This window comes from Streptomyces sp. NPDC056734 (assembly GCF_042790455.1).
Classification (GTDB): domain Bacteria; phylum Actinomycetota; class Actinomycetes; order Streptomycetales; family Streptomycetaceae; genus Streptomyces.
Genome location: NZ_JBHTZD010000009.1, coordinates 125,597 through 144,091 on the forward strand (window position 1 = coordinate 125,597; position 18,495 = coordinate 144,091).

Below are 18,495 nucleotides of genomic sequence, written 5' to 3' on the forward strand. Positions count from 1 at the left end.
CGCTAGAACTCCCCGGTCCGGTCGGTGCGCAGCCGCTCCAGCACCAGCAGCGCCACCGCGCACACCACCATCAGAATCGTCGAAAGGGCCATCGCCTGGCCGTAGTTCAGCTCTCCGGGCCGCCCGATCAGCTTGGCGACCGCCACCGGCAGCGTCGGATCGTCCGGCCGCGCGATGAACACGGTCGCCCCGAACTCACCCAGCGACACCGCGAACGCGAACCCCGCCGCGACCAGCGCCGCCCGCCGCACCAGCGGCAGATCGACCTCCCGCCACACCCGCCAGGGCGACGCCCCGAGCACGGCCGCCGCCTCCCGCAGCCGCCCGTCCACCGCCCGCAGCACCGGCAGCATGGTCCGTACGACGAAGGGGACCCCCACCAGTGCCTGGGCGAGCGGCACCAGGATCCAGGTCGCGCGCAGATCCAGCGGCGGCTCGTCCAGCGCGATCAGGAACCCGAAGCCCACGGTCACCGCGGACACCCCGAGCGGCAGCATCAGCAGCGCGTCGAACCCCCGTACGAGCCGCCCCGCGTCCCGCCGCGCCAGCGCCGCCGCCGCGAGGGAGCCGACCAGCAGGGCGATGGCGGTGGCGACGAGCGCGTACGTCAGCGAGTTCCCGATCGCCTCGATCGGCGGGACGAGGAACACCTGGGACTCGGACGAGGTCAGCGCCCGGTAGTAGGAGAACCCGGCCCCTTCCAGCGACCGCCGCACCAGCACACCCAGCGGCAGCACCAGCAGTACGGCGATCGAGACCAGGACACCGGCCAGCAGCGCCCACTGCCCCGCGCCGCGCGGGCGCCGGGCCGTCAGGGACGCGTCCACCAGCCGCAGCGCGCTCTCCCGCCGCCGTACGGTCCAGGCGTGCACGGCGAGGATCGCGCCCACGGCGAGGAACTGAATGACCGTCAGGACGGCTGCCGTGGACAGGTCGAAGATCTCCGAGGTCTGCCGGTAGATCTCCACCTCCAGGGTGGCGAAGGTCGGCCCGCCGAGGATCTGCACCACCCCGAAGGAGGTGAAGGTGAACAGGAAGACCATCAGCGCGGCGGCGGCCACGGCGGGCCCGAGCGCGGGAAGGGTCACCCGCCGCCATGCGGCGAAGGGCGAGGCGCCGAGCATCCGCGCCGCCTCCTCCTGCCGGGGGTCCAGCTGCCCCCACAGCCCGCCCACGGTCCGTACGACGACCGCGTAGTTGAAGAACACATGCGCGAGCAGGATCGCCCACACGGTGGTGTCCAGCCGTACGCCCCACCACTCGTCCAGCAGCCCGCCGCGCCCGAGCAGCGCCAGGAACGCCGTGCCGACCACGACGGTCGGCAGCACGAACGGCACGGTCACCACCGCCCGCAGCGCCTGCTTGCCGGGGAAGTCGAAACGCGCGAAGACATACGCGCCGGGCAACGCGATCAGCAGGGTCAGCGCGGTCGAGGCCAGCGCCTGCCAGGTGGTGAACCACAGCACATGCCGGATGTCCGGCTGCCCCAGCACCTCCCACAGCCGCCCCACCTGCCAGACCCCGTCGGCCTTGAGCCCCCGCAGGAGGATCGCGGCGACGGGGTAGGCGAAGAAGACGCCGAAGAACGCGACGGGCACGACCAGCAGCCCGCCCCGCAAGAGGCCCCTGTTGCGGGTGCGGGTGCGGCTCCGGGGGGCTACTTCAGTACGAGCGAGGTCCACGACTTGACCCACTCGTCACGGTGGTCGGCGATCTTCGCCGGGTCCAGGGTCTGCGGGTCCTTGGCCTGCGGCCCGTACTGGGCGAACACCTCGGGCACCTCGGCGCCCTCGATCACCGGGTAGACGAACATGTTCAGCGGCATGTCCTGCTGGAACTCCTTGCTGAGCATGAAGTCCAGCAGCGCCTTCCCGCCCTCCGGATTCCCCGCGTTGCTCAGCAGCCCCGCGTACTCGACCTGCCGGAAGCAGGTCCCGTCGGCGACCCCGGTGGGCGCGTCCGCGGGCTGCGGATCGGCGTAGACGACCTCCACGGGCGGCGAGGAGGCGTACGACACCACCAGCGGCCGGTCCCCCTTGGCCTCCTTGCCCCCGGCCGAGCCGGAGAACTCCTCGTTGTACGCCTGCTCCCAGCTGTCCACGACCTTGACGCCGTTGTCGCTCAGCTTCTTCCAGTAGTCCTGCCAGCCGTCGTCCCCGTAGGCGGCGGCCGTGCCGAGCAGAAACCCGAGGCCGGGCGAGGAGGTGGAGGCGTTCTCGGTGACCAGCAGATCCTTGTAGGCGGGCTTGAGCAGATCGTCGAACGTCTTCGGCGGCTCCAGCTTCTTCTCGCTGAAGTACGCCTTGTCGTAGTTGACGCAGATGTCCCCGCTGTCGACGGGCGTGACCCGGTGCTCGGCGTCGTCGGCCCGGTAGGCGGCCTGGACGGTGTCGGCGCCCTCGGCCTCGTACGGCTGGAACAGCCCGTTGTCCAGGGCCCGGGAGAGCAGGGTGTTGTCGACGCCGAAGAAGACATCGCCCTGCGGGTTGTCCTTGGTGAGGATCGCCTTGTTGACGGCCGTGCCCGCGTCGCCGTCCTCCAGGACCTTGACCGTGTACCCGGACCGCTTCTCGAAGTCGGCGAGCACCTCCTCGGACACGGCCCATGAGTTGTGGCTGACGAGGGTGACCGTCTTGGAGTCCCCGCCGTCGCTCCCGCCGTCGGACGACGAGCCGCACGCGGACAGCGTGATCAGCCCGAACCCGACGAGCACGGCGGTTATCTGCTTGGTGTTGCCCACTGAATGTCCTCCTGGGTGACCAGGAAGAGACGCGGCCCTGCCCGGGACCTTCCACGGCTCCCGGGCAGGGCGCAACAGCATGAGTGACGACCGATCTCCCTACCCAGAATGACCTGGGCGAGGTTCAGAGGGTCTGCGGCCCACCGATATGGATCGGCTGCCGCACTCTCAGCGCTGTGGCGCTCCCCTGCCGGATATGAAGATGTGTATGAAGATATGTACGGGTGTACGGCGTCAGACTACCGCTCGGTGGCCGCGAGCTGACCGCACGCCCCGTCGATCTCCTGGCCACGGGTGTCCCGGACGGTCACCGGCACCCCATGGGCGGCGATGGCCTCCACGAACGCCTTCTCGTCCTCGGGCCGGGACGCGGTCCACTTGGAGCCCGGTGTCGGATTCAGCGGGATCAGATTCACATGCACCGGCCGCCCCTTGAGCAGCCGCCCGAGCCGGTCGCCGCGCCACGCCTGGTCGTTGATGTCCCGGATCAGCGCGTACTCGATGGACAGCCGCCGCCCGGACCGCTCCGCGTAGGCGAACCCGGCGTCCAGCACCTCACGCACCTTCCACCGTGTGTTCACCGGCACCAGGGTGTCCCGCAGCTCGTCGTCGGGCGCATGCAGCGAGATGGCGAGCCGGCACTTGAAGCCCTCGTCGGAGAACCGGTGGATGGCGGGCACCAGCCCGACCGTCGACACGGTGATCCCGCGCTGCGAGAGCCCCACCCCGTCGGGCGCCGGATCGGTCAGCGCGCGGATGGCCCCGACGACCCGCTTGTAGTTGGCGAGCGGCTCGCCCATCCCCATGAAGACGATGTTGGACAGCCGGGCGGGCCCCCCGGGCACCTCCCCGTCCCTGAGCGCCCGCATGCCGTCCACGATCTGGTGCACGATCTCGGCGGTGGACAGATTCCGGTCGAGCCCCGCCTGCCCGGTCGCGCAGAACGGGCAGTTCATCCCGCACCCGGCCTGTGAGCTGATGCACATGGTCACCCGGTCCGGGTACCGCATCAGCACCGACTCCACGAGCGTCCCGTCGAACAGCCGCCACAGGGTCTTGCGGGTCGTCCCCTGGTCCGTCGACAGATGCCGCACGACGGTCATCAGCTCCGGCAGCAGCGCGTCCCGCAGCCGCTCCCGGGCCCCGGCCGGGATGTCCGTCCATTCGGCGGGGTCGTGCGCGTACCGCGCGAAGTAGTGCTGCGAGAGCTGCTTGGCACGGAACGGCTTCTCCCCGATCCCCGCCACCGCCTCCTTGCGCTCGGCGGGCGAGAGATCGGCGAGATGCCGCGGCGGCTTCTTGGCTCCGCGCGGCGCGACAAAGGTGAGTTCTCCGGGATTAGGCATGGCCGTACCAGTGTCGCAGACTCACGGACCCCCTCCGCCAGCCCTGTGGATAACTCCATCGGGCGGACATCTTCGCAGGTCAGGGCCGGTCAGGGCCGCCCTTGGGCGATCTCGTCGCGCAGCTCGGCCAGCTCGCGCTCGAATTCCCGGTACAGATCCGTCGTCCGGTGCTCGGCGGTCGGCAGCACCCGGCCCTCGTCCAGCGCCGTCAGCCGGTCGCCCAGGGCGGCGAGGGCGGCCTGACGGCCGTACCAGCCGGAGGCGCCCCGGGTCGCCTCCAGTTCCCCGCCCGCGGCGCGGAATCCGGCGTGGACGCGTTCACGCACCGGGATCAGGTCGGCGCGCACCCGCTCCAGCCGCAGGCGCAGCCGCTCCACGCCCTCGACGGCACCCATCGCCGCCTCGCCGGTCCCGGCCATGCCCTCGACATACTCGACCAGCTCTTCGAGCAGCGGCAGGAGCACGGTCGTGTCTCTCCGGTCCACGGCGACGACCTGCGTGCGTACCGCCGTGTACCGCGCGGAGAGGTCGTCGAGCCGGGCGAAGACATCGGCGGCCGAGGAGAGCTGGGAGCGGACCAGGTCGACCGGGAGCCCGTCGCGCCGGCCGAGCATCGCCTCCAGGTCGGCCAGTTCCCGGGCGAGCCCCTCGCGCAGCTCCAGTAGCGCCTGATGCCCCTCGTCCGCCGAGGCCAGGGTCGAGCGGACGCCCGCCCCGAGCGTCTCGACGGCCTTCGCCGCCTCCCGCTCCAGCCGCTCCTGCTTCACGGCCCGCCGCCGTGCCCACATACGACTCCACCCCTTCCGTTCCTTGGACCCCGGCGTCGCACGCCGTGATCATAGGTACGGAAGGGGTGGTCGCGAGCAGCGGGAGCAAACGTTCACTCGGTGCGCGGGCGGGGCGGGGAGGACGTCAGCCGGAGCCGACGAACACCACCATCAGCAACCACACCACGGGCGCCGTCGGCAGCAGCGAGTCCAGCCGGTCCATGATCCCGCCGTGGCCCGGCAGCAGGGTGCCCATGTCCTTGATCCCGAGGTCCCGCTTGATCATGGACTCGCCGAGGTCGCCCAGCGTGGCCGTGGCGGCGACCGCGAGCCCCAGCAGCAGACCCTGCCACCAGGTGCCGCCGTCGATCAGGAACTCCATGCACAGCGCGCCGGCCGCCATCGCGAAGGCGACCGCGCCCAGCAGGCCCTCGCGGGTCTTGCCGGGACTGATCCGCGGCGCGAGCTTGTGCTTGCCGAACCGCCAGCCGATCGCGTACGCCCCGGTGTCGCTGACGACGGTGAGCAGCAGGAACGTCAGGACGCGCTGGGGGCCGTCGTCGGCGGCCAGCATCATGGCGACGAAGGTGGCCAGGAACGGCACGTAGAAGGCGGCGAAGACGCCCGCCGTGACGTCCTTGAGATAGCCCTCCGGCGGTTCGGTCATCCGCCAGACCAGCACCGCGAGGGCGGTCAGCGCCATGGCGACCCAGGCCCCCTCGGCGCCCCGCGCGTACCCGGCGACGACCATCGCCGCGCCGCCGACCGCGAGCGGCACCAGCGGCGCCTTGATGCCCTTGCGCTCGTCCAGGCGCCGGGTCAGCTCCCACAGCCCGACGACCACGGCGACCGCTATCACCCCGATGAACGCGGCCTTGACGAAGAACAGCGAGGCGACGATGACCACGCCGAGCCCGATCCCGACGCCTATGGCCGCACCCAGGTCCCGGCCCGCGTTCTTCTTCTGCGGTGCGGGTGCCGGCTGCGGGGCGTCGGGCATGGGCTCCGGATTCTGCGGCACCTCCGCACGGGGCTGCGCCGACGGGGTCTCGTCGCGGAACGTCCGGTCAGGGAACGTGTGGTCAGCGAACATCTGAGCGGGAAATGCCTGGTCGGGAAGTACCTGATCGGGGAACGCCTGGTGGGAAAGCGCCTGGTCATGGAGCAGGGGGCCGCCCGGCCGAGCGGTCCCCCGGTCCTGGTGGTCCTGGTCCCCGCGGTAGGCGGGCAGGTCGGGCACGATGGGCATGGGGCGAGTGTGCTGCGCCTGCTGCGCATCGTACGCGGGACCCGCCGGGGCAGCCCCTTGGGCAGGTCCGTGCTCGGTGGGCCCCCAGTACCCGGTCTGCCCGGCCCCGGGCGGCACCCCCCAGGAAGAGTCGTTCATCAGACTTCGAGCAGCTCCGCTTCCTTATGCTTGAGAAGCTCGTCCACCTGGGCGACGTACTTGGCGGTGGTGTCGTCGAGTTCCTTCTCCGCGCGGCGGCCCTCGTCCTCGCCGACGTCGCCGTCCTTGATCAGCTTGTCGATGGCGTCCTTGGCCTTGCGGCGGACCGAGCGGATGGACACCTTGGCGTCCTCGCCCTTGCCCTTGGCGACCTTGATGTACTCGCGGCGGCGCTCCTCGGTCAGCTCGGGGAACACCACCCGGATGATGTTGCCGTCGTTACTCGGGTTGACACCGAGGTCGGAGTCACGGATCGCCTGCTCGATATTGCGCAGGGCGGTCTTGTCGAACGGGGTGACGACCGCCATCCGCGGCTCCGGCACGGCGAACGAAGCCAGTTGGTTGATCGGGGTCGGCGCCCCGTAGTAGTCGGCCACGATCTTGTTGAACATCGCCGGGTGCGCACGGCCGGTGCGGATCGCGGCGAAGTCCTCCTTGGCGACCACGACGGCCTTCTCCATCTTCTCCTCGGCTTCGAGGAGGGTCTCTTCGATCACCACTTGCTCCTGCGTGTTGTGAGTCGGCCCGGCTGCGTCTGCGGAGAGGGCGGCCGGCTGCGTCGCGTCTTGTTACTGCACGGTTCCCGACCGTCAGGTCATTGTCCATCCCCCGGTCAGGGTCCGTCCTCGGGCGGGGCCCGTCCCCCGGTCAGGCCCGGCTGTCCTCGTCACCCACCACTGTGCCGATCTTCTCACCCTTGACGGCGCGCGCGATGTTTCCCTCGGTCAGCATCTCGAAGACGAGGATCGGCAGCTTGTTGTCGCGGCACAGGGTGATGGCGGTGGCGTCGGCGACCCTGAGGTCGCGGGTGATGACCTCGCCGTAGCCGAGGGCGTCGAACTTGACCGCGTCGGGGTTGGTCTTGGGGTCGGAGTCGTAGACCCCGTCCACGCCGTTCTTGCCCATCAGCAGCGCCTCGGCGTCGATCTCCAGGGCGCGCTGCGCGGCGGTGGTGTCGGTGGAGAAGTACGGCATGCCCATACCGGCGCCGAAGATCACCACCCGGCCCTTCTCCAGGTGCCGCACGGCCCGCAGCGGGATGTAGGGCTCGGCGACCTGTCCCATGGTGATGGCGGTCTGCACCCGGGACTGGATGCCCTCCTTCTCCAGGAAGTCCTGGAGCGCGAGGCAGTTCATCACCGTGCCCAGCATGCCCATGTAGTCGGAGCGGGCCCGGTCCATGCCGCGCTGCTGGAGTTCGGCGCCGCGGAAGAAGTTGCCGCCGCCGAGGACGACCGCGATCTGGGCGCCGTCGCGGACGACGGCCGCGATCTCACGGGCGATGGCGTGGACCACGTCCGGGTCGACGCCCAGGCCGCCACCGCCGGCGAACGCCTCTCCGGACAGCTTCAGCAGAAACCGGCCGCGTACCTTGCCGTCGTCGTTCTTGTGGGCCTTGGTCATCGAAATCCCGCCTCTTTCACGTGGTGCACATACCAAGAAGGCCATTGCCGGTGGGGGGTTGTGGCTCCCATGCGCGGCAATGGCCTCCTCGTCAGATCTGCCGTCGTCCGCCACGCGCGTGTGCGGGACGCAGTGCGCGGGTGGCGCGGACGACTGCGTTCGACCCTAGCGGGATTCCGCCGGGGATCGCGCGTCGATCGCGGTTACGGACGCGGTACGACTCAGATGCCGACCTTGATGCGCGTGAAGCGCTTCAGGGTGACACCGGCCTCGTCCAGGACCTTCTGGACCGACTTCTTGGGGTCGAGCGCGTACGGCTGGCCGAGCAGGGTGGCGTCCTTGAAGAAGCCGTTGACCCGGCCCTCGACGATCTTGGCGATCGCGGCCTCGGGCTTGCCCTCGGCGCGGGTGGTCTCCTCGGCGATCCGGCGCTCGTTCTCGACGATGTCGGCCGGGACGTCGTCCTTGGCGAGGTACTTCGGCGCGAAGGCGGCGATGTGCTGCGCGACGCCCCTGGCGGCCTCGGCGTTCGGCTTGTCCAGCTCGACCAGGACACCGATCTGCGGGGGCAGGTCGGGCATGGTGCGGTGCATGTAGGAGGCGACGATGCCGTCGGAGAACTGCGCGAAGCGGTCCAGGACGATCTTCTCGCCGAGGTTGGCGTTGGCCTCGTCGACGTACGCCTGTACGGTCTTGCCGGCCTCGATCTCGGAGGCGAGCAGCGCCGCGAGGTCGGCCGGGGCGGACTTGGCGACGTGCTCGGCGATGGCCTGGGCGACGGCCTGGAACTTCTCGCCCTTGGCGACGAAGTCCGTCTCGCACTTCAGCTCGACCAGGACGCCGGAGGAGTTGTCGTCGGCGATGATCGAGACCACGGCGCCGTTCTCGGCGGAGCGGCCCTCGCGCTTGGCGACGCCCTTCTGGCCCTTGATACGCAGCGCCTCGACGGCCTTGTCGACGTCGCCGCCGGCCTCGTCGAGCGCCTTCTTGCAGTCCATCATGCCGGCGCCGGTCAGCTCACGGAGCTTCTTGACGTCGGCGGCGGTGTAGTTCGCCATGAGTCTGTGAGTCTTTCTCGAAGTCTGGAAGATCTTCTCGAAGTCTGGAAGATCGAAGATCGGCGGGGTCCGCGAGCCGCTCTCCCTACGGGGAGGGCTCGCGGACGACCGGCTGACCTACGGCTGGACGGTGGGGGCGGAGTGCATGTCACCGCCCCCACCGTCTACGGGGAGACCGGGTGCGTCAGACCTGCTCGGCGTCGGCGGCGGGCGCCTCGGCGGCGGGGGCCTCGACAGCGGCCTCGGCGACCTCGGTGGCCTCGGCGGCGGCCGGGGCCTCCGCAGCGGCCTCGGTGACCTCGGTGGCCTCGGTGGCCTCGGCCGGGGCGTCGGCCTGCTCGGCGTCGGCGACCTTCTCGGTCTCGGCGGAGGTCTGGACCTCGGCCTCGTCCGACTTCTTCTCGCCCTCCAGCAGGTCACGCTCCCAGGCGGCGAGCGGCTCGCCGGCGGCCTTCTCGCCCTTGCCCTCCGTCGCCACGCCGGAGCGGGAGATGAGGCCCTCGGCGACGGCGTCGGCGATCACGCGGGTGAGCAGGGTGACGGAGCGGATCGCGTCGTCGTTGCCCGGGATCTTGTAGTCGACCTCGTCGGGGTCGCAGTTGGTGTCGAGGATCGCGACGACCGGGATGTTGAGCTTCCGGGCCTCACCGACCGCGATGTGCTCCTTCTTGGTGTCCACGATCCAGACGGCGCTGGGCACCTTCTGCATCTCGCGGATACCGCCGAGGGTCTTCTCCAGCTTGGCCTTCTCGCGCGAGAGCACGAGAAGCTCCTTCTTGGTCAGACCGGACGCGGCGACGTCCTCGAAGTCGATCTGCTCCAGCTCCTTGAGGCGCTGGAGGCGCTTGTAGACGGTGGAGAAGTTGGTGAGCATGCCGCCCAGCCAGCGCTGATTGACGTACGGCATGCCGACGCGGGCGGCCTGCTCGGCGATGGCCTCCTGCGCCTGCTTCTTCGTACCGACGAACATGACCGTGCCGCCGTGGGCGACGGTCTCCTTGACGAACTCGTAGGCGCGGTCGATGTACGACAGCGACTGGAGCAGGTCGATGATGTAGATGCCGTTGCGCTCCGTGAAGATGAAGCGCTTCATCTTCGGGTTCCAACGGCGGGTCTGGTGACCGAAGTGGACGCCGCTTTCCAGCAGCTCCCGCATCGTGACGACGGCCATGGCCGTGTTCTCCTTGGTTCTCGGTTGCCGCGGATGCCGGACGGCTTCCGCGCCTGACGCCCGCTGACGCGCCGTGCCACTAGGGACCGAGGGGCGCTGACCGGGACCGTTTCCGGCCGCCGTGTCGGGGCGTGCGAAGTCGACCCGGTGGCCCGGGTCGCCACCAGAAGTGTACGGGACCCACGAGGCGGCGGGTGACGCCGTTGTCCACAACCTCGGAGTTGTCCACAGCTCCCGGCCATGATCGCCGCGGCTGCGCGACGGTGGGGCGATGAACCGACTCCTGCGCCTGCTGCTGGCACCGCTGCTGACCATGGCCTTGACACCCCTGACCCCGGTGACCACGGTGACCGCCCTGCCCGGCAAGGCCCACGCGAAACCACCCCCACCAGCCCTTTCACCACCCCCCTCACCAACCCCGGCCATCGCGGTGACCTGGCCGGTGGGCGACCGCCCCCGCGTCCTGCGTGGCTGGGATCCACCCTTGACGCCATACGCCACGGGCCACCGCGGCATCGATCTGGCGGCGGCTTCCGGCCAGGCGGTACGGTCCCCGACCCCCGGCCGGGTCACCTTCGCGGGCCGGGTCGCGGGCAAGGGCGTGATCACCGTGGAACTCCCCGGCACCGGCACCCCACCCCTGCGAACGACGTACGAGCCGGTCCGGGCGTCGGTCCGCGCGGGGGACACGATCCCGGCGGGCACCCACCTGGGCGGGCTGGAGCCCGCCACCGCCTCCCACTGCACAAACCACTGCCTGCACTGGGGCCTGCGCCGGGGGGACACATATCTCGACCCCTTGTCCTTACTCCCAAAACACCTGACCAAGGGACCACCGCCACGCCTACTGCCGGTGCATGGGGTGCCGGTGCCTGGGGAGCGGGGGGTGCGGGGGTCGGGGGCGGCGGGTATGGGGGGTGCCGGTGCGTGGGGGACAGGGTGGGCGGGGGCCGGGGCCGGTGCATGGTGTGCCGCTGCCCTGGCGCCCCGGCGGCAAGGGACGCTGCCGCCGGGGCATGCGTCGGCGCGTCCGCCCGGGACGCAACTGGCTCGCGCCCCGGCATCAGGGCAGCATGCAGCGCTCGCGTCGGATGCCCGGAGTACCAGCACCCCAACAGCAAGGCACCCGCCACTCGCACCGGGCGGCCCGGGATACCAGGGCCAGCTACAGGGGGGTCCCGAAGCGCGGGCGGCGGGGTGAGCGGGCCCTCGGCCCGGTACATAGGGCACCCCTGCCCCGGCAACGGAGGGCACGTGCCCGGGGCGCGGAGTGCCCATGGCCCGGCGGCCAGGCGCCCGGACCCCTCCGCCCTGCGCCCGGATCACCGGCGCCCCAGCGGCAAGGCGCTCGCCCCTCGTGCCAGGCGCACGGACGGCCCCTGCCCCGGCGCGAGAGGCTCCGGCACGCCCGCCGGGTACGTGGGGCGCTCGGTACGCGAGGCGCCCCGCGTACCCGGACCCCGGCGGCGCGCAACCCCGGCGCCCGGTCAGGAGAGGGCGGGAACGGGACGGACGAAGGGGACGGGGGCGCCGGGGCACAGGACTCCCTCAGCCCTTCAGGGCGCCCGCCGCGACGTTCCGGACGAAGCGCCGGGCGCCGAAGAGGAAGACGATCAGCAGCGGGACGATGGCCACGAGGGTGCCTGCCATGACGACGCTGTAGTCGGTCGCGTACAGGCCGTTGAGCTGGGCCGGCGCGAGCTGGAGGGTGATGTGCCGGGAGTCGATGAGGACGACCAGCGGCCACAGGAAGTCGTTCCAGGCGTTCACGAAGGTGAAGATGCCGAGGAAGGCGAGGGCGGGCCCGAGCAGCGGCAGCGCCACCTGCCAGTAGGTGCGGAAGAAGCCGCAGCCGTCGACCCGGGCGGCCTCCAGGATCTCGTCCGGCAGGGCGCCACTGATGTACTGCCACATCCAGAAGATGCCAAAGGCGTTGGCCGCGGCGGGCGCGACGAGCGCTTTGAGGCTGCCCACCCAGCCCAGCTCGGCCATCAGCGAGAACTGCGGGATCGCGGCGAGCTGGGTCGGCACCACGAAGGTGGCGAGCAGCAGCCCGAAGAGCACCTTGCTGCCGGGAAAGGTGTACTTGGCGAACGTGAACGCGGCGAGCGAGTCGAAGAACAGCACCGCGAGGGTGGTCGTGATGGCCACGAGGAGGGTGTTGAGCAGCGACCCGAAGAACTCGATCCGCGAGAACACCTCGCCCACGTTGTGGAACAACTGGTCCCCGAGGACCAGCTTGGGCGGGGAGGCGTAGATGTCACCCGTGGTGTTGGAGGCCATCACGGCCATCCAGTAGTACGGGAAGAGGGTGATCACCGCGCCGATCAGCAGCGCGGCGTATGTCAGGACGCGCCCGCGGGTGCTCATCGCCCGCCCTCATCGAGGCTGTTCCGGCCCCGCCCGGACCGGAACAGCAGGCGCCAGTTGAGGATGGAGAAGAGGACGACGACCACGAAGATGCCCCAGGAGATGGCGGCGCCGTACCCGAAGTCACTGTCCCCGAAGGCGGTGCCGTAGAAGTACAGGACATGGTCAGACCGGCCGCGCCGGGGCCGCCGCGGTCCCCGAGCAGCACCTGGGCCTCGGCGAAGGTCTGCATGCCGCCGATCACGGACATGACGAGCGAGAAGAGCAGGACGGGGCGGAGCGGCGGCAGGCTGATGGAGAAGAAGGTCTTCACCGGCCCGGCGCCGTCGATGCGGGCGGCCTCGTAGACCTCGCCGGGCAGGGACTGGAGTCCGGCGAGGAAGATGATCGCGTTGTAGCCGGTCCAGCGCCAGATGATCATCAGCGCGATGGCGGAGCGGATCGCCCACGGGTCGGTCAGCCAGGGCACCTCGTCGATCCCGAGCAGCCCGAGCAACCAGTTCAGCACGCCGAACTGCCCGCTGAAGATCGACCCGAAGACCAGGGACATCGCCACGATCGAGGTGACGTTCGACATGAAAACGGAAGTTCTCCAGCCCGACGTACTCCATCGGCCCGACCCCGTCCCAGCGCTGGAAGGCGAGGAAGAGGGAGTAGAGCACCGGGTAGAGCCCGAAGGCGGCGAAGAGCAGGAAGAACGGGGAGACGGCGACGTACTGCGGCAGATACCGCCAGCGCCTGCGCCGGCGCGCGGCGGCCTCGGCGGCCGCGGCCTCGGCGGACCCGCCCCGGCCGACGATGGCCGGGTCCGGCTCGGGCAACGCGGTCATGACAGCACCCCCTGCCGCCGCAGCAGCCGTTCGACACTGGTCCGGGCGTCGCTCCGGGCCACCTCCGGGTCCTTGCCGCCGAGCTCGACGTTGGTCAGCTCATCGGTGTAGGTGTCGCTGAGGGTGATGTCCCAGGGGCTGAAGTACGCGTACCGCACCTGGTCGGCGATCTGAGCGAACACCTGTACGGCGGACTGACCGCCGAAGAACGGGTCGCCCGCGCTGATCCGCGGATCCCCGAACGCCTCGGGGCCGGCCGGGAAGAGCCCGATGTCCAGGTAGTTCGTGGTCTGGTTCGCCGGGTTCTGCAACCAGCTCAGGATGTCGAACGCGGCCTGCGGCTCGGGGCACGCGCTGGTGATGGCGAGGAAGGACCCGCCCTGATTGCCGGCCCCGCCGGGCGGCGCGCACACCCGCCACTTCCCGGCGGTCTCCGGCGCGGACCCCTTCAGCTCACCGGTGATCCAGGAGGCGCTGACGAACCCGGCCTCCTGGCCGCCGACCCAGGCCGCGTGCCGGTCGACGGACTGCCCGTTGACGCTCTGCGACCCGGCGAACCCGGCGGTCAGCCGCCGCTGATACGCCTCCACGGCCAGCTCCCAGGCGTGCCGCACATGCGACTGATCGTCCAGGTAGTGATTCCCCGGATCGAAGTACTTCCGCGACTGCTGCGCCATGAAGTACGTGAACACCATCTTGGTGTCGGTGATCACATACCGCCCCGGCAGCTCCCGCTTCAGCTCGTCGGCGAGCGTGAAGCACGCCTCCCAGGTGGGCGCGGCGGCGGCCACGTCCGCGGGCTCACTGGGCAGCCCGGCCCGGGCGAGGACATCCTGCCGGTAGTAGAGCGCGGCGGGCCCGATATCAAGGGGAAATCCCAGCTGGAAGCCGTCGGGCGTGGCCCCGGCCTGCCACTTCCAGGGCAGATACCGTTCGGCGAGCCGCCGCGCGCCCAGCCCGTTGAGATCGACGAAACGATCACTGAAGGCGAAGTAGCGCGAGATGTTGTCGCCGATCATCGTGATGTCGGGCACGTAGGCGTTGCCGGCCCGCGCGGCGAGCAGCCGCTGGGTGAGATCGCCGCTCACCCGCACGGGCCTCACACAGGCACCGCGCCTAGGCCGACTCCCGCACACACAGCTCCGCACGGACGATTTCCGACTCCACATCGAGCGGACCCGTGCCGGTCAGCAGCCGGGCGGCCTGGTGGACGGCCAGCGTGCCGAGGCGGTGGGCGTCGAGGGCGACGCTGGTGAGCGCGGGTTCGACGAGCGCGCCGAGTTGCAGCCCGTCGAAGCCGATCACGGCCAGGTCCCGCGGAATCCGCCGCCCCAGCCGCCGCCCGGCCCGCAACGCGCCGATGGCGATGATGTCGTTGAACGTGAAGACGGCGGTGACGTCCGGATGCTCGGCCAGCAGTTCCTCCAGCGTCCGCTCCCCGCCCTCCACGCTCTGCGCGGCCCGCCGCACCGGCCCCTCACCCAGCCCGTGCGCCGCCAGCGCCGCCCGGAACCAGACGTACCGGATACTCGGCTCGGCCCGCCCTGCGTGATCGAGCATGCCGATCCGCCGGTGCCCGCCGGCCACGAGATGCCCGATGGCCCGCTCGACGCCCGCGCTACCGTCCACCACGATCGAACTGAACCGCACCGCGGGCCCCTCCCGCCCTATCAGCACCACGGGCACCCCCCGCACCAGCCGGTCGATCTCGTCCTCGGGCCTGCTGAAGTACCCCACGACCGCGTCGACCTGCGACCCGATCACCTCCAGCGTCCCGCGCTCCTCATCAGGGTTGTCGGCGGTGTCGTAGACGACGACATGCCAGCCACGCGCCCGCGCCGCCTCCAGCGCGGCGGCGGCGACCTCGGTGAAGAACGGGTTCCGCAGATCCGGGATGACCAGCCCGATGCTGGTGGTGTCCGGCCGCACCAGCCCCCGCGCGAACCGGCTCGGCCGGTACCCCAGCGCCTGCGCCGCGTCCAGCACCCGCTGCTTGGTCGAGTTGCCGATCTCCGCCTTGTCGTTCAGCGCGCGTGACACCGTCTGCCGGGACACCCCCGCGCGCCGGGCGACATCGTCGATCGTCACCCTGCGGGCCGCCGCCCCCGACTGCGCCATCACTTACCTCCGGACCATGCCGACGCCGATGCGCCCGCCGAAGATCGAGTATGCCTGTGCCGAGGTGAATGACGACGCGGGGGCATGGACCGGTCCGCGTCACCCCACCCGAGCCACAGTCGACGGCACCCCGCCGCACAGACCCGCCCTCAGCCCCCGACCCCCCGCAGCGCCATCCCCACCGCCGCCTCGGTGATCGCGCCCGGCTCCTCCGCCGCGCCCAGCTCGATCCTGCGTACGGCCGCGTCCACCACCCCCTGGAGCAGCATCGCGGCGAGCCGGGGCTCGACGTGGCCCATCTCGGCCAGTGCCTCGACGATCATCGCGATCAGCCCGCCGTGGGCCGCCCGGATCTTCTCCCGCGCCCCGGCGTCCAGCTCGCTCGCCGAGATGGCGACCACGGCCCGGTGCCGCCGGTCCCCCACCAGCTCCAGCTGCTTACGGACATACGCCTCGACCTTCGCCTCGGGCCCGTCCACGGCACCCATCGCCGCCTCGACCTCGGCCGCCCAGACGGGAAAGTCGACCTGGCACAGCTCCTCGACCACGGCCGCCCGCGACCGGAAGTACTCATACACGGACGAACGCGCCAGCCCGGTGCGCTCGGCGAGTGCGGGGAAGGTCAGCGCCTCCGTCCCGCCCTCGGACAGCAGGGAGCGGGCCGCGTCCAGCAGGGCGGCTCGCTGCATCGACCGGTGCTCGGCCACGGAGGCCGCTCGAATCCTTGGCACGCCAACCACTTTACGGACGGACCCACCGCTTCGGGAGTGGCGCACACCACCCGGGTCTCCCGCCCACCGGCGCACTCACCCCCGACGATCGCCTTCAGCGCCCGAATCCGGCCAGCTTCGCCCGCAGCTGCAACACCGACTTGGTGTGGATCTGACTGACCCGGCTCTCGGTGACCCCCAGTACATTGCCGATCTCGGCGAGTGTCAGCCCTTCGTAGTAGTAGAGCATCACCACGGTCTTCTCCCGCTCGGGCAGCGTGTTGATCGCCCGCGCCAGGAACCGCCGCAGCTCGCGGTCCTCCGCCACCTCCACCGGATTGTCGGCGGCGGTGTCCTCCAGGGTGTCCATGAGGCTCAGCCGGTCGCCGCCGCCCTCCCCCCCGACATGCAGCAGCTCTTCCAGCGCCACCACATTGGCCAGCGACAACTGGCTGAACACCGCGTGCAGTTCGTCCACCGGGATGCCCAGCTCGGCGGCCACCTCCGACTCGCTCGGCGTCCGCCGCAGCCGCGCCTCCAGCGTCGCGTACGCCCGCTCGACGTTGCGTGCCTTCTGCCGCACGGACCGGGGGATCCAGTCCAGCGCCCGCAGCTCGTCGATCATCGCGCCCCGGATCCGGGTGATCGCGTACGTCTCGAACTTGATCTCCCGGTCGATGTCGAACTTCTCGATCGCGTCGATCAGCCCGAACACCCCCGACGACACGAAGTCCGCCTGCTCCACATTGGGCGGCAGCCCCACGCTCACCCGCCCCGCCACATACTTCACCAGCGGCGAGTAGTGCAGGATCAGCTGCTCCCGCAGCCGCTCGTCCCCCGTGGTCTTGTACGAGCGCCACAGTTCGTCGAGCGTGGAGGGAGCGGGCGGTCGCATGCTGCCACCCTCACGGGCGGCTGGGGGGATCGCCGCCCGGTCGGACCCGGAGGTGTGCTGGGGCATTCGTCGCCTTGTGCCGTTCTGCCGTGAAGCTCGTGCGGGGGTGCCTGTGGTCGCGCCATCGGTCTGGTGGGTGGCCGGTCTGGACCGGATCCTTGTGAGCGTAGCGTGACTGGAGTGTCGCGGTGCGCGAAGTACGAGGTCCGCGCGGTGCGCAGATACGTTCCGTTCGACGCCCCACCGGGTCATGACGATCACTCACCGCGATCACGCAATCCGGCCAACTGCGCCATTTCCCAAGGAATTCCACCTTCCCCCGGACGGCCGAACACCCTGGGTCAACCCGGGCTCCGACCGTCGCGGACCCGCGTCACCGACTGGCGTGTCAACTTCCAGCCGTCGCCGTGTCGTTCGACAAACCCGAGCGCTCTGAGTTCGTACAGTCTCGCGATCGTGTCGTCCGGCGTGGTCTGCGCGCCGCGCGCGATCTCCTCGGCCCGGGCGGCCCGGCGGCCGGGCAGCGCCGCGAGAACCCTTCCGGCGGCGGGGGTGAGCAGATCGCGCGGCAGCACCGGACCGCGCCGGACCGGGGCCAGCTCGCCCATGTCTCCCACCAGTTCGACCACCTCGGCGGCATCGGTGACCAGCTCGGCACCCCCGCGCAGCAACTCGTGCACCCCGGCCGACAGGGCACTGGTCGCCGGACCGGGCACCCCTATCGTGTGCCGGCCCAGCCGCTGCGCGGCCCGCGCGGTCACCAGTGACCCGCTCCGGTACGCCGCCTCCACCACCACCGTGCCCCGGGTGAGCGCGGCGATCACCCGGTTGCGCAGGATGAATCGGCTCGGCGTCGGATGTTCCCCCGGCGGCAACTCCCCGACGACCAGTCCCTGTTCCGCGATCCTCTCGATCAGCTGGGTGTGCCCGCGCGGATAGGGCTTGTCGACTCCGCAGGCCAGTACGGCGACGGTGGCCCCGCCCGCCCCGAGCGCGCCCCGGTGAGCGGCGCCGTCGACGCCGTAGGCGCCGCCGGAGACCACGACCCAGCCGCGTTCGGCGAGGCCGCAGGCGAGGGTGACGGCCATATGGGCGCCGTACTCGGTGCAGGCGCGGGCCCCCACGACCGCCACCGAGCGCAGGGCCCATATCCGCAGACTCGCCCGCCCCCGCACCCACAGTCCCAGGGGCCGCGCGTCCCCGAGGTCGTCGAGCTGCCCCGGCCACTCGCCCGCCCCCGGACTCACGAACCGCACCCCGGCCGCCCGCGCGACGGCCAGGTCCAGCTCCGGCTCGGCCCGCCCGGCCCGCGCCCGCAGCCCACTCCACCGCCGATCGCTCACCCCCGGCAGGGCCCGCCCGCCCCGCACCCGCCGGGCCACCTCCCGCACCCCGAACTCCCGCACCCACCGGCCCCCGACCTCGTCCCCGGGTTCGATGACCCGGGTGAGGAAGACCCGGTCCAGCAGTTCACCCCCGACCTCACCACCGCCCTCACCACCGGTCCCGGCACAGGTGCCGGTGTCACCGGCCGGGCCGCCCAGTCCGCCACCGGCCTCAACACCACCCCCGCCCCCGGCATCGGTGTCCACGTCCCCAGTCGGGCCGAACAGCCCACCACCGAACTCACCACCACCCC

General features: G+C 71.0%; 15 protein-coding genes, 2 pseudogenes and 1 riboswitch. Of the genes and pseudogenes, 1 reads left to right on the forward strand and 16 read right to left on the reverse strand.

Annotated elements, in window-relative coordinates; translation table 11 throughout:
• Positions 1 to 2: 2 nt before the first annotated feature.
• The 9 genes from ACFRFC_RS15820 to rpsB all read right to left on the reverse strand — a co-directional run bounded on the left by ACFRFC_RS15820 (position 3) and on the right by rpsB (position 9,933).
• Positions 3 to 1,682 (reverse strand): ABC transporter permease, encoded by a 1,680-nt coding sequence (locus tag ACFRFC_RS15820; RefSeq protein ID WP_383112624.1) that lies wholly within the window; start codon positions 1,680 to 1,682, stop codon positions 3 to 5.
• Entirely contained in the window at positions 1,658 to 2,740 is a 1,083-nt protein-coding gene (locus ACFRFC_RS15825) for a thiamine ABC transporter substrate binding subunit (RefSeq protein WP_382689926.1), read from the reverse strand. Before ACFRFC_RS15825 ends, ACFRFC_RS15820 begins: the two co-directional genes overlap by 25 nt.
• Positions 2,741 to 2,818: 78 nt before the next feature.
• Positions 2,819 to 2,939, reverse strand: a riboswitch (TPP riboswitch).
• 40 nt (positions 2,940 to 2,979) lie between these two features.
• Entirely contained in the window at positions 2,980 to 4,086 is a 1,107-nt protein-coding gene (gene rlmN / locus ACFRFC_RS15830; RefSeq protein ID WP_382689924.1) for a 23S rRNA (adenine(2503)-C(2))-methyltransferase RlmN, read from the reverse strand.
• Positions 4,087 to 4,175: 89 nt separating this feature from the next.
• Entirely contained in the window at positions 4,176 to 4,874 is a 699-nt protein-coding gene (locus ACFRFC_RS15835; protein ID WP_382689922.1) for a hypothetical protein, read from the reverse strand.
• A 124-nt stretch (positions 4,875 to 4,998) separates the two neighbouring features.
• Positions 4,999 to 6,240 (reverse strand): phosphatidate cytidylyltransferase, encoded by a 1,242-nt coding sequence (locus ACFRFC_RS15840; RefSeq protein WP_382689920.1) that lies wholly within the window; start codon positions 6,238 to 6,240, stop codon positions 4,999 to 5,001.
• A complete protein-coding gene (gene frr / locus ACFRFC_RS15845; RefSeq protein WP_382689918.1) occupies positions 6,240 to 6,797 on the reverse strand; it encodes a ribosome recycling factor in 558 nt (185 codons plus the stop codon). Before frr ends, ACFRFC_RS15840 begins: the two co-directional genes overlap by 1 nt.
• 151 nt (positions 6,798 to 6,948) lie before the next feature.
• A complete protein-coding gene (gene pyrH / locus ACFRFC_RS15850) occupies positions 6,949 to 7,710 on the reverse strand; it encodes a UMP kinase (RefSeq protein ID WP_382690127.1) in 762 nt (253 codons plus the stop codon).
• 215 nt (positions 7,711 to 7,925) lie between these two features.
• Entirely contained in the window at positions 7,926 to 8,762 is an 837-nt protein-coding gene (gene tsf / locus ACFRFC_RS15855; RefSeq protein ID WP_382689916.1) for a translation elongation factor Ts, read from the reverse strand.
• A gap of 184 nt (positions 8,763 to 8,946) precedes the next feature.
• Entirely contained in the window at positions 8,947 to 9,933 is a 987-nt protein-coding gene (rpsB, locus tag ACFRFC_RS15860) for a 30S ribosomal protein S2 (RefSeq protein ID WP_382689913.1), read from the reverse strand.
• A gap of 313 nt (positions 9,934 to 10,246) precedes the next feature.
• Here rpsB and ACFRFC_RS15865 point away from each other — a divergent pair.
• Positions 10,247 to 10,807 (forward strand): annotated as a pseudogene (locus tag ACFRFC_RS15865) (murein hydrolase activator EnvC family protein); the annotation flags it as partial.
• 674 nt (positions 10,808 to 11,481) lie between these two features.
• Here the strand turns inward: ACFRFC_RS15865 and ACFRFC_RS15870 are convergent.
• From ACFRFC_RS15870 to dprA, 7 genes and pseudogenes are all read right to left on the reverse strand, one after another.
• Positions 11,482 to 12,303 carry a carbohydrate ABC transporter permease gene (locus tag ACFRFC_RS15870; protein ID WP_382689911.1) on the reverse strand — a complete coding sequence of 274 codons (822 nt, stop codon included), beginning with the start codon at positions 12,301 to 12,303 and terminating at the stop codon, positions 11,482 to 11,484.
• Positions 12,300 to 13,133: pseudogene (locus ACFRFC_RS15875) on the reverse strand (carbohydrate ABC transporter permease). Before ACFRFC_RS15875 ends, ACFRFC_RS15870 begins: the two are co-directional and overlap by 4 nt.
• Positions 13,130 to 14,221, reverse strand: coding sequence for an ABC transporter substrate-binding protein (locus tag ACFRFC_RS15880; RefSeq protein WP_382689909.1), 1,092 nt, complete (start codon positions 14,219 to 14,221; stop codon positions 13,130 to 13,132). Before ACFRFC_RS15880 ends, ACFRFC_RS15875 begins: the two are co-directional and overlap by 4 nt.
• A gap of 28 nt (positions 14,222 to 14,249) precedes the next feature.
• Positions 14,250 to 15,251: a LacI family DNA-binding transcriptional regulator gene (locus tag ACFRFC_RS15885; RefSeq protein WP_382689908.1), complete on the reverse strand. Its 1,002-nt coding sequence runs from the start codon at positions 15,249 to 15,251 to the stop codon at positions 14,250 to 14,252.
• A gap of 149 nt (positions 15,252 to 15,400) precedes the next feature.
• Positions 15,401 to 15,958 carry a TetR/AcrR family transcriptional regulator gene (locus tag ACFRFC_RS15890; RefSeq protein WP_382690125.1) on the reverse strand — a complete coding sequence of 186 codons (558 nt, stop codon included), beginning with the start codon at positions 15,956 to 15,958 and terminating at the stop codon, positions 15,401 to 15,403.
• Positions 15,959 to 16,076: 118 nt separating this feature from the next.
• Positions 16,077 to 16,922 (reverse strand): RNA polymerase sigma factor WhiG, encoded by an 846-nt coding sequence (gene whiG / locus ACFRFC_RS15895; RefSeq protein ID WP_382689905.1) that lies wholly within the window; start codon positions 16,920 to 16,922, stop codon positions 16,077 to 16,079.
• A 275-nt stretch (positions 16,923 to 17,197) separates the two neighbouring features.
• Positions 17,198 to 18,325 carry a DNA-processing protein DprA gene (dprA, locus tag ACFRFC_RS15900; RefSeq protein ID WP_382690123.1) on the reverse strand — a complete coding sequence of 376 codons (1,128 nt, stop codon included), beginning with the start codon at positions 18,323 to 18,325 and terminating at the stop codon, positions 17,198 to 17,200.
• Positions 18,326 to 18,495 lie beyond the last annotated feature (170 nt).

Bases quoted from the DNA above. Each gene is read 5' to 3' on its own strand.
- ACFRFC_RS15840 (WP_382689920.1), bottom strand. From the start codon at position 6,240: ATGAACGACTCTTCCTGGGGGGTGCCGCCCGGGGCCGGGCAGACCGGG.
- tsf (WP_382689916.1), bottom strand. From the start codon at position 8,762: ATGGCGAACTACACCGCCGCCGACGTCAAGAAGCTCCGTGAGCTGACC.
- rpsB (WP_382689913.1), bottom strand. From the start codon at position 9,933: ATGGCCGTCGTCACGATGCGGGAGCTGCTGGAAAGCGGCGTCCACTTC.
- rlmN (WP_382689924.1), bottom strand. From the start codon at position 4,086: ATGCCTAATCCCGGAGAACTCACCTTTGTCGCGCCGCGCGGAGCCAAG.
- ACFRFC_RS15835 (WP_382689922.1), bottom strand. From the start codon at position 4,874: ATGTGGGCACGGCGGCGGGCCGTGAAGCAGGAGCGGCTGGAGCGGGAG.
- whiG (WP_382689905.1), bottom strand. From the start codon at position 16,922: ATGCCCCAGCACACCTCCGGGTCCGACCGGGCGGCGATCCCCCCAGCC.
- ACFRFC_RS15870 (WP_382689911.1), bottom strand. From the start codon at position 12,303: ATGAGCACCCGCGGGCGCGTCCTGACATACGCCGCGCTGCTGATCGGC.
- ACFRFC_RS15885 (WP_382689908.1), bottom strand. From the start codon at position 15,251: ATGGCGCAGTCGGGGGCGGCGGCCCGCAGGGTGACGATCGACGATGTC.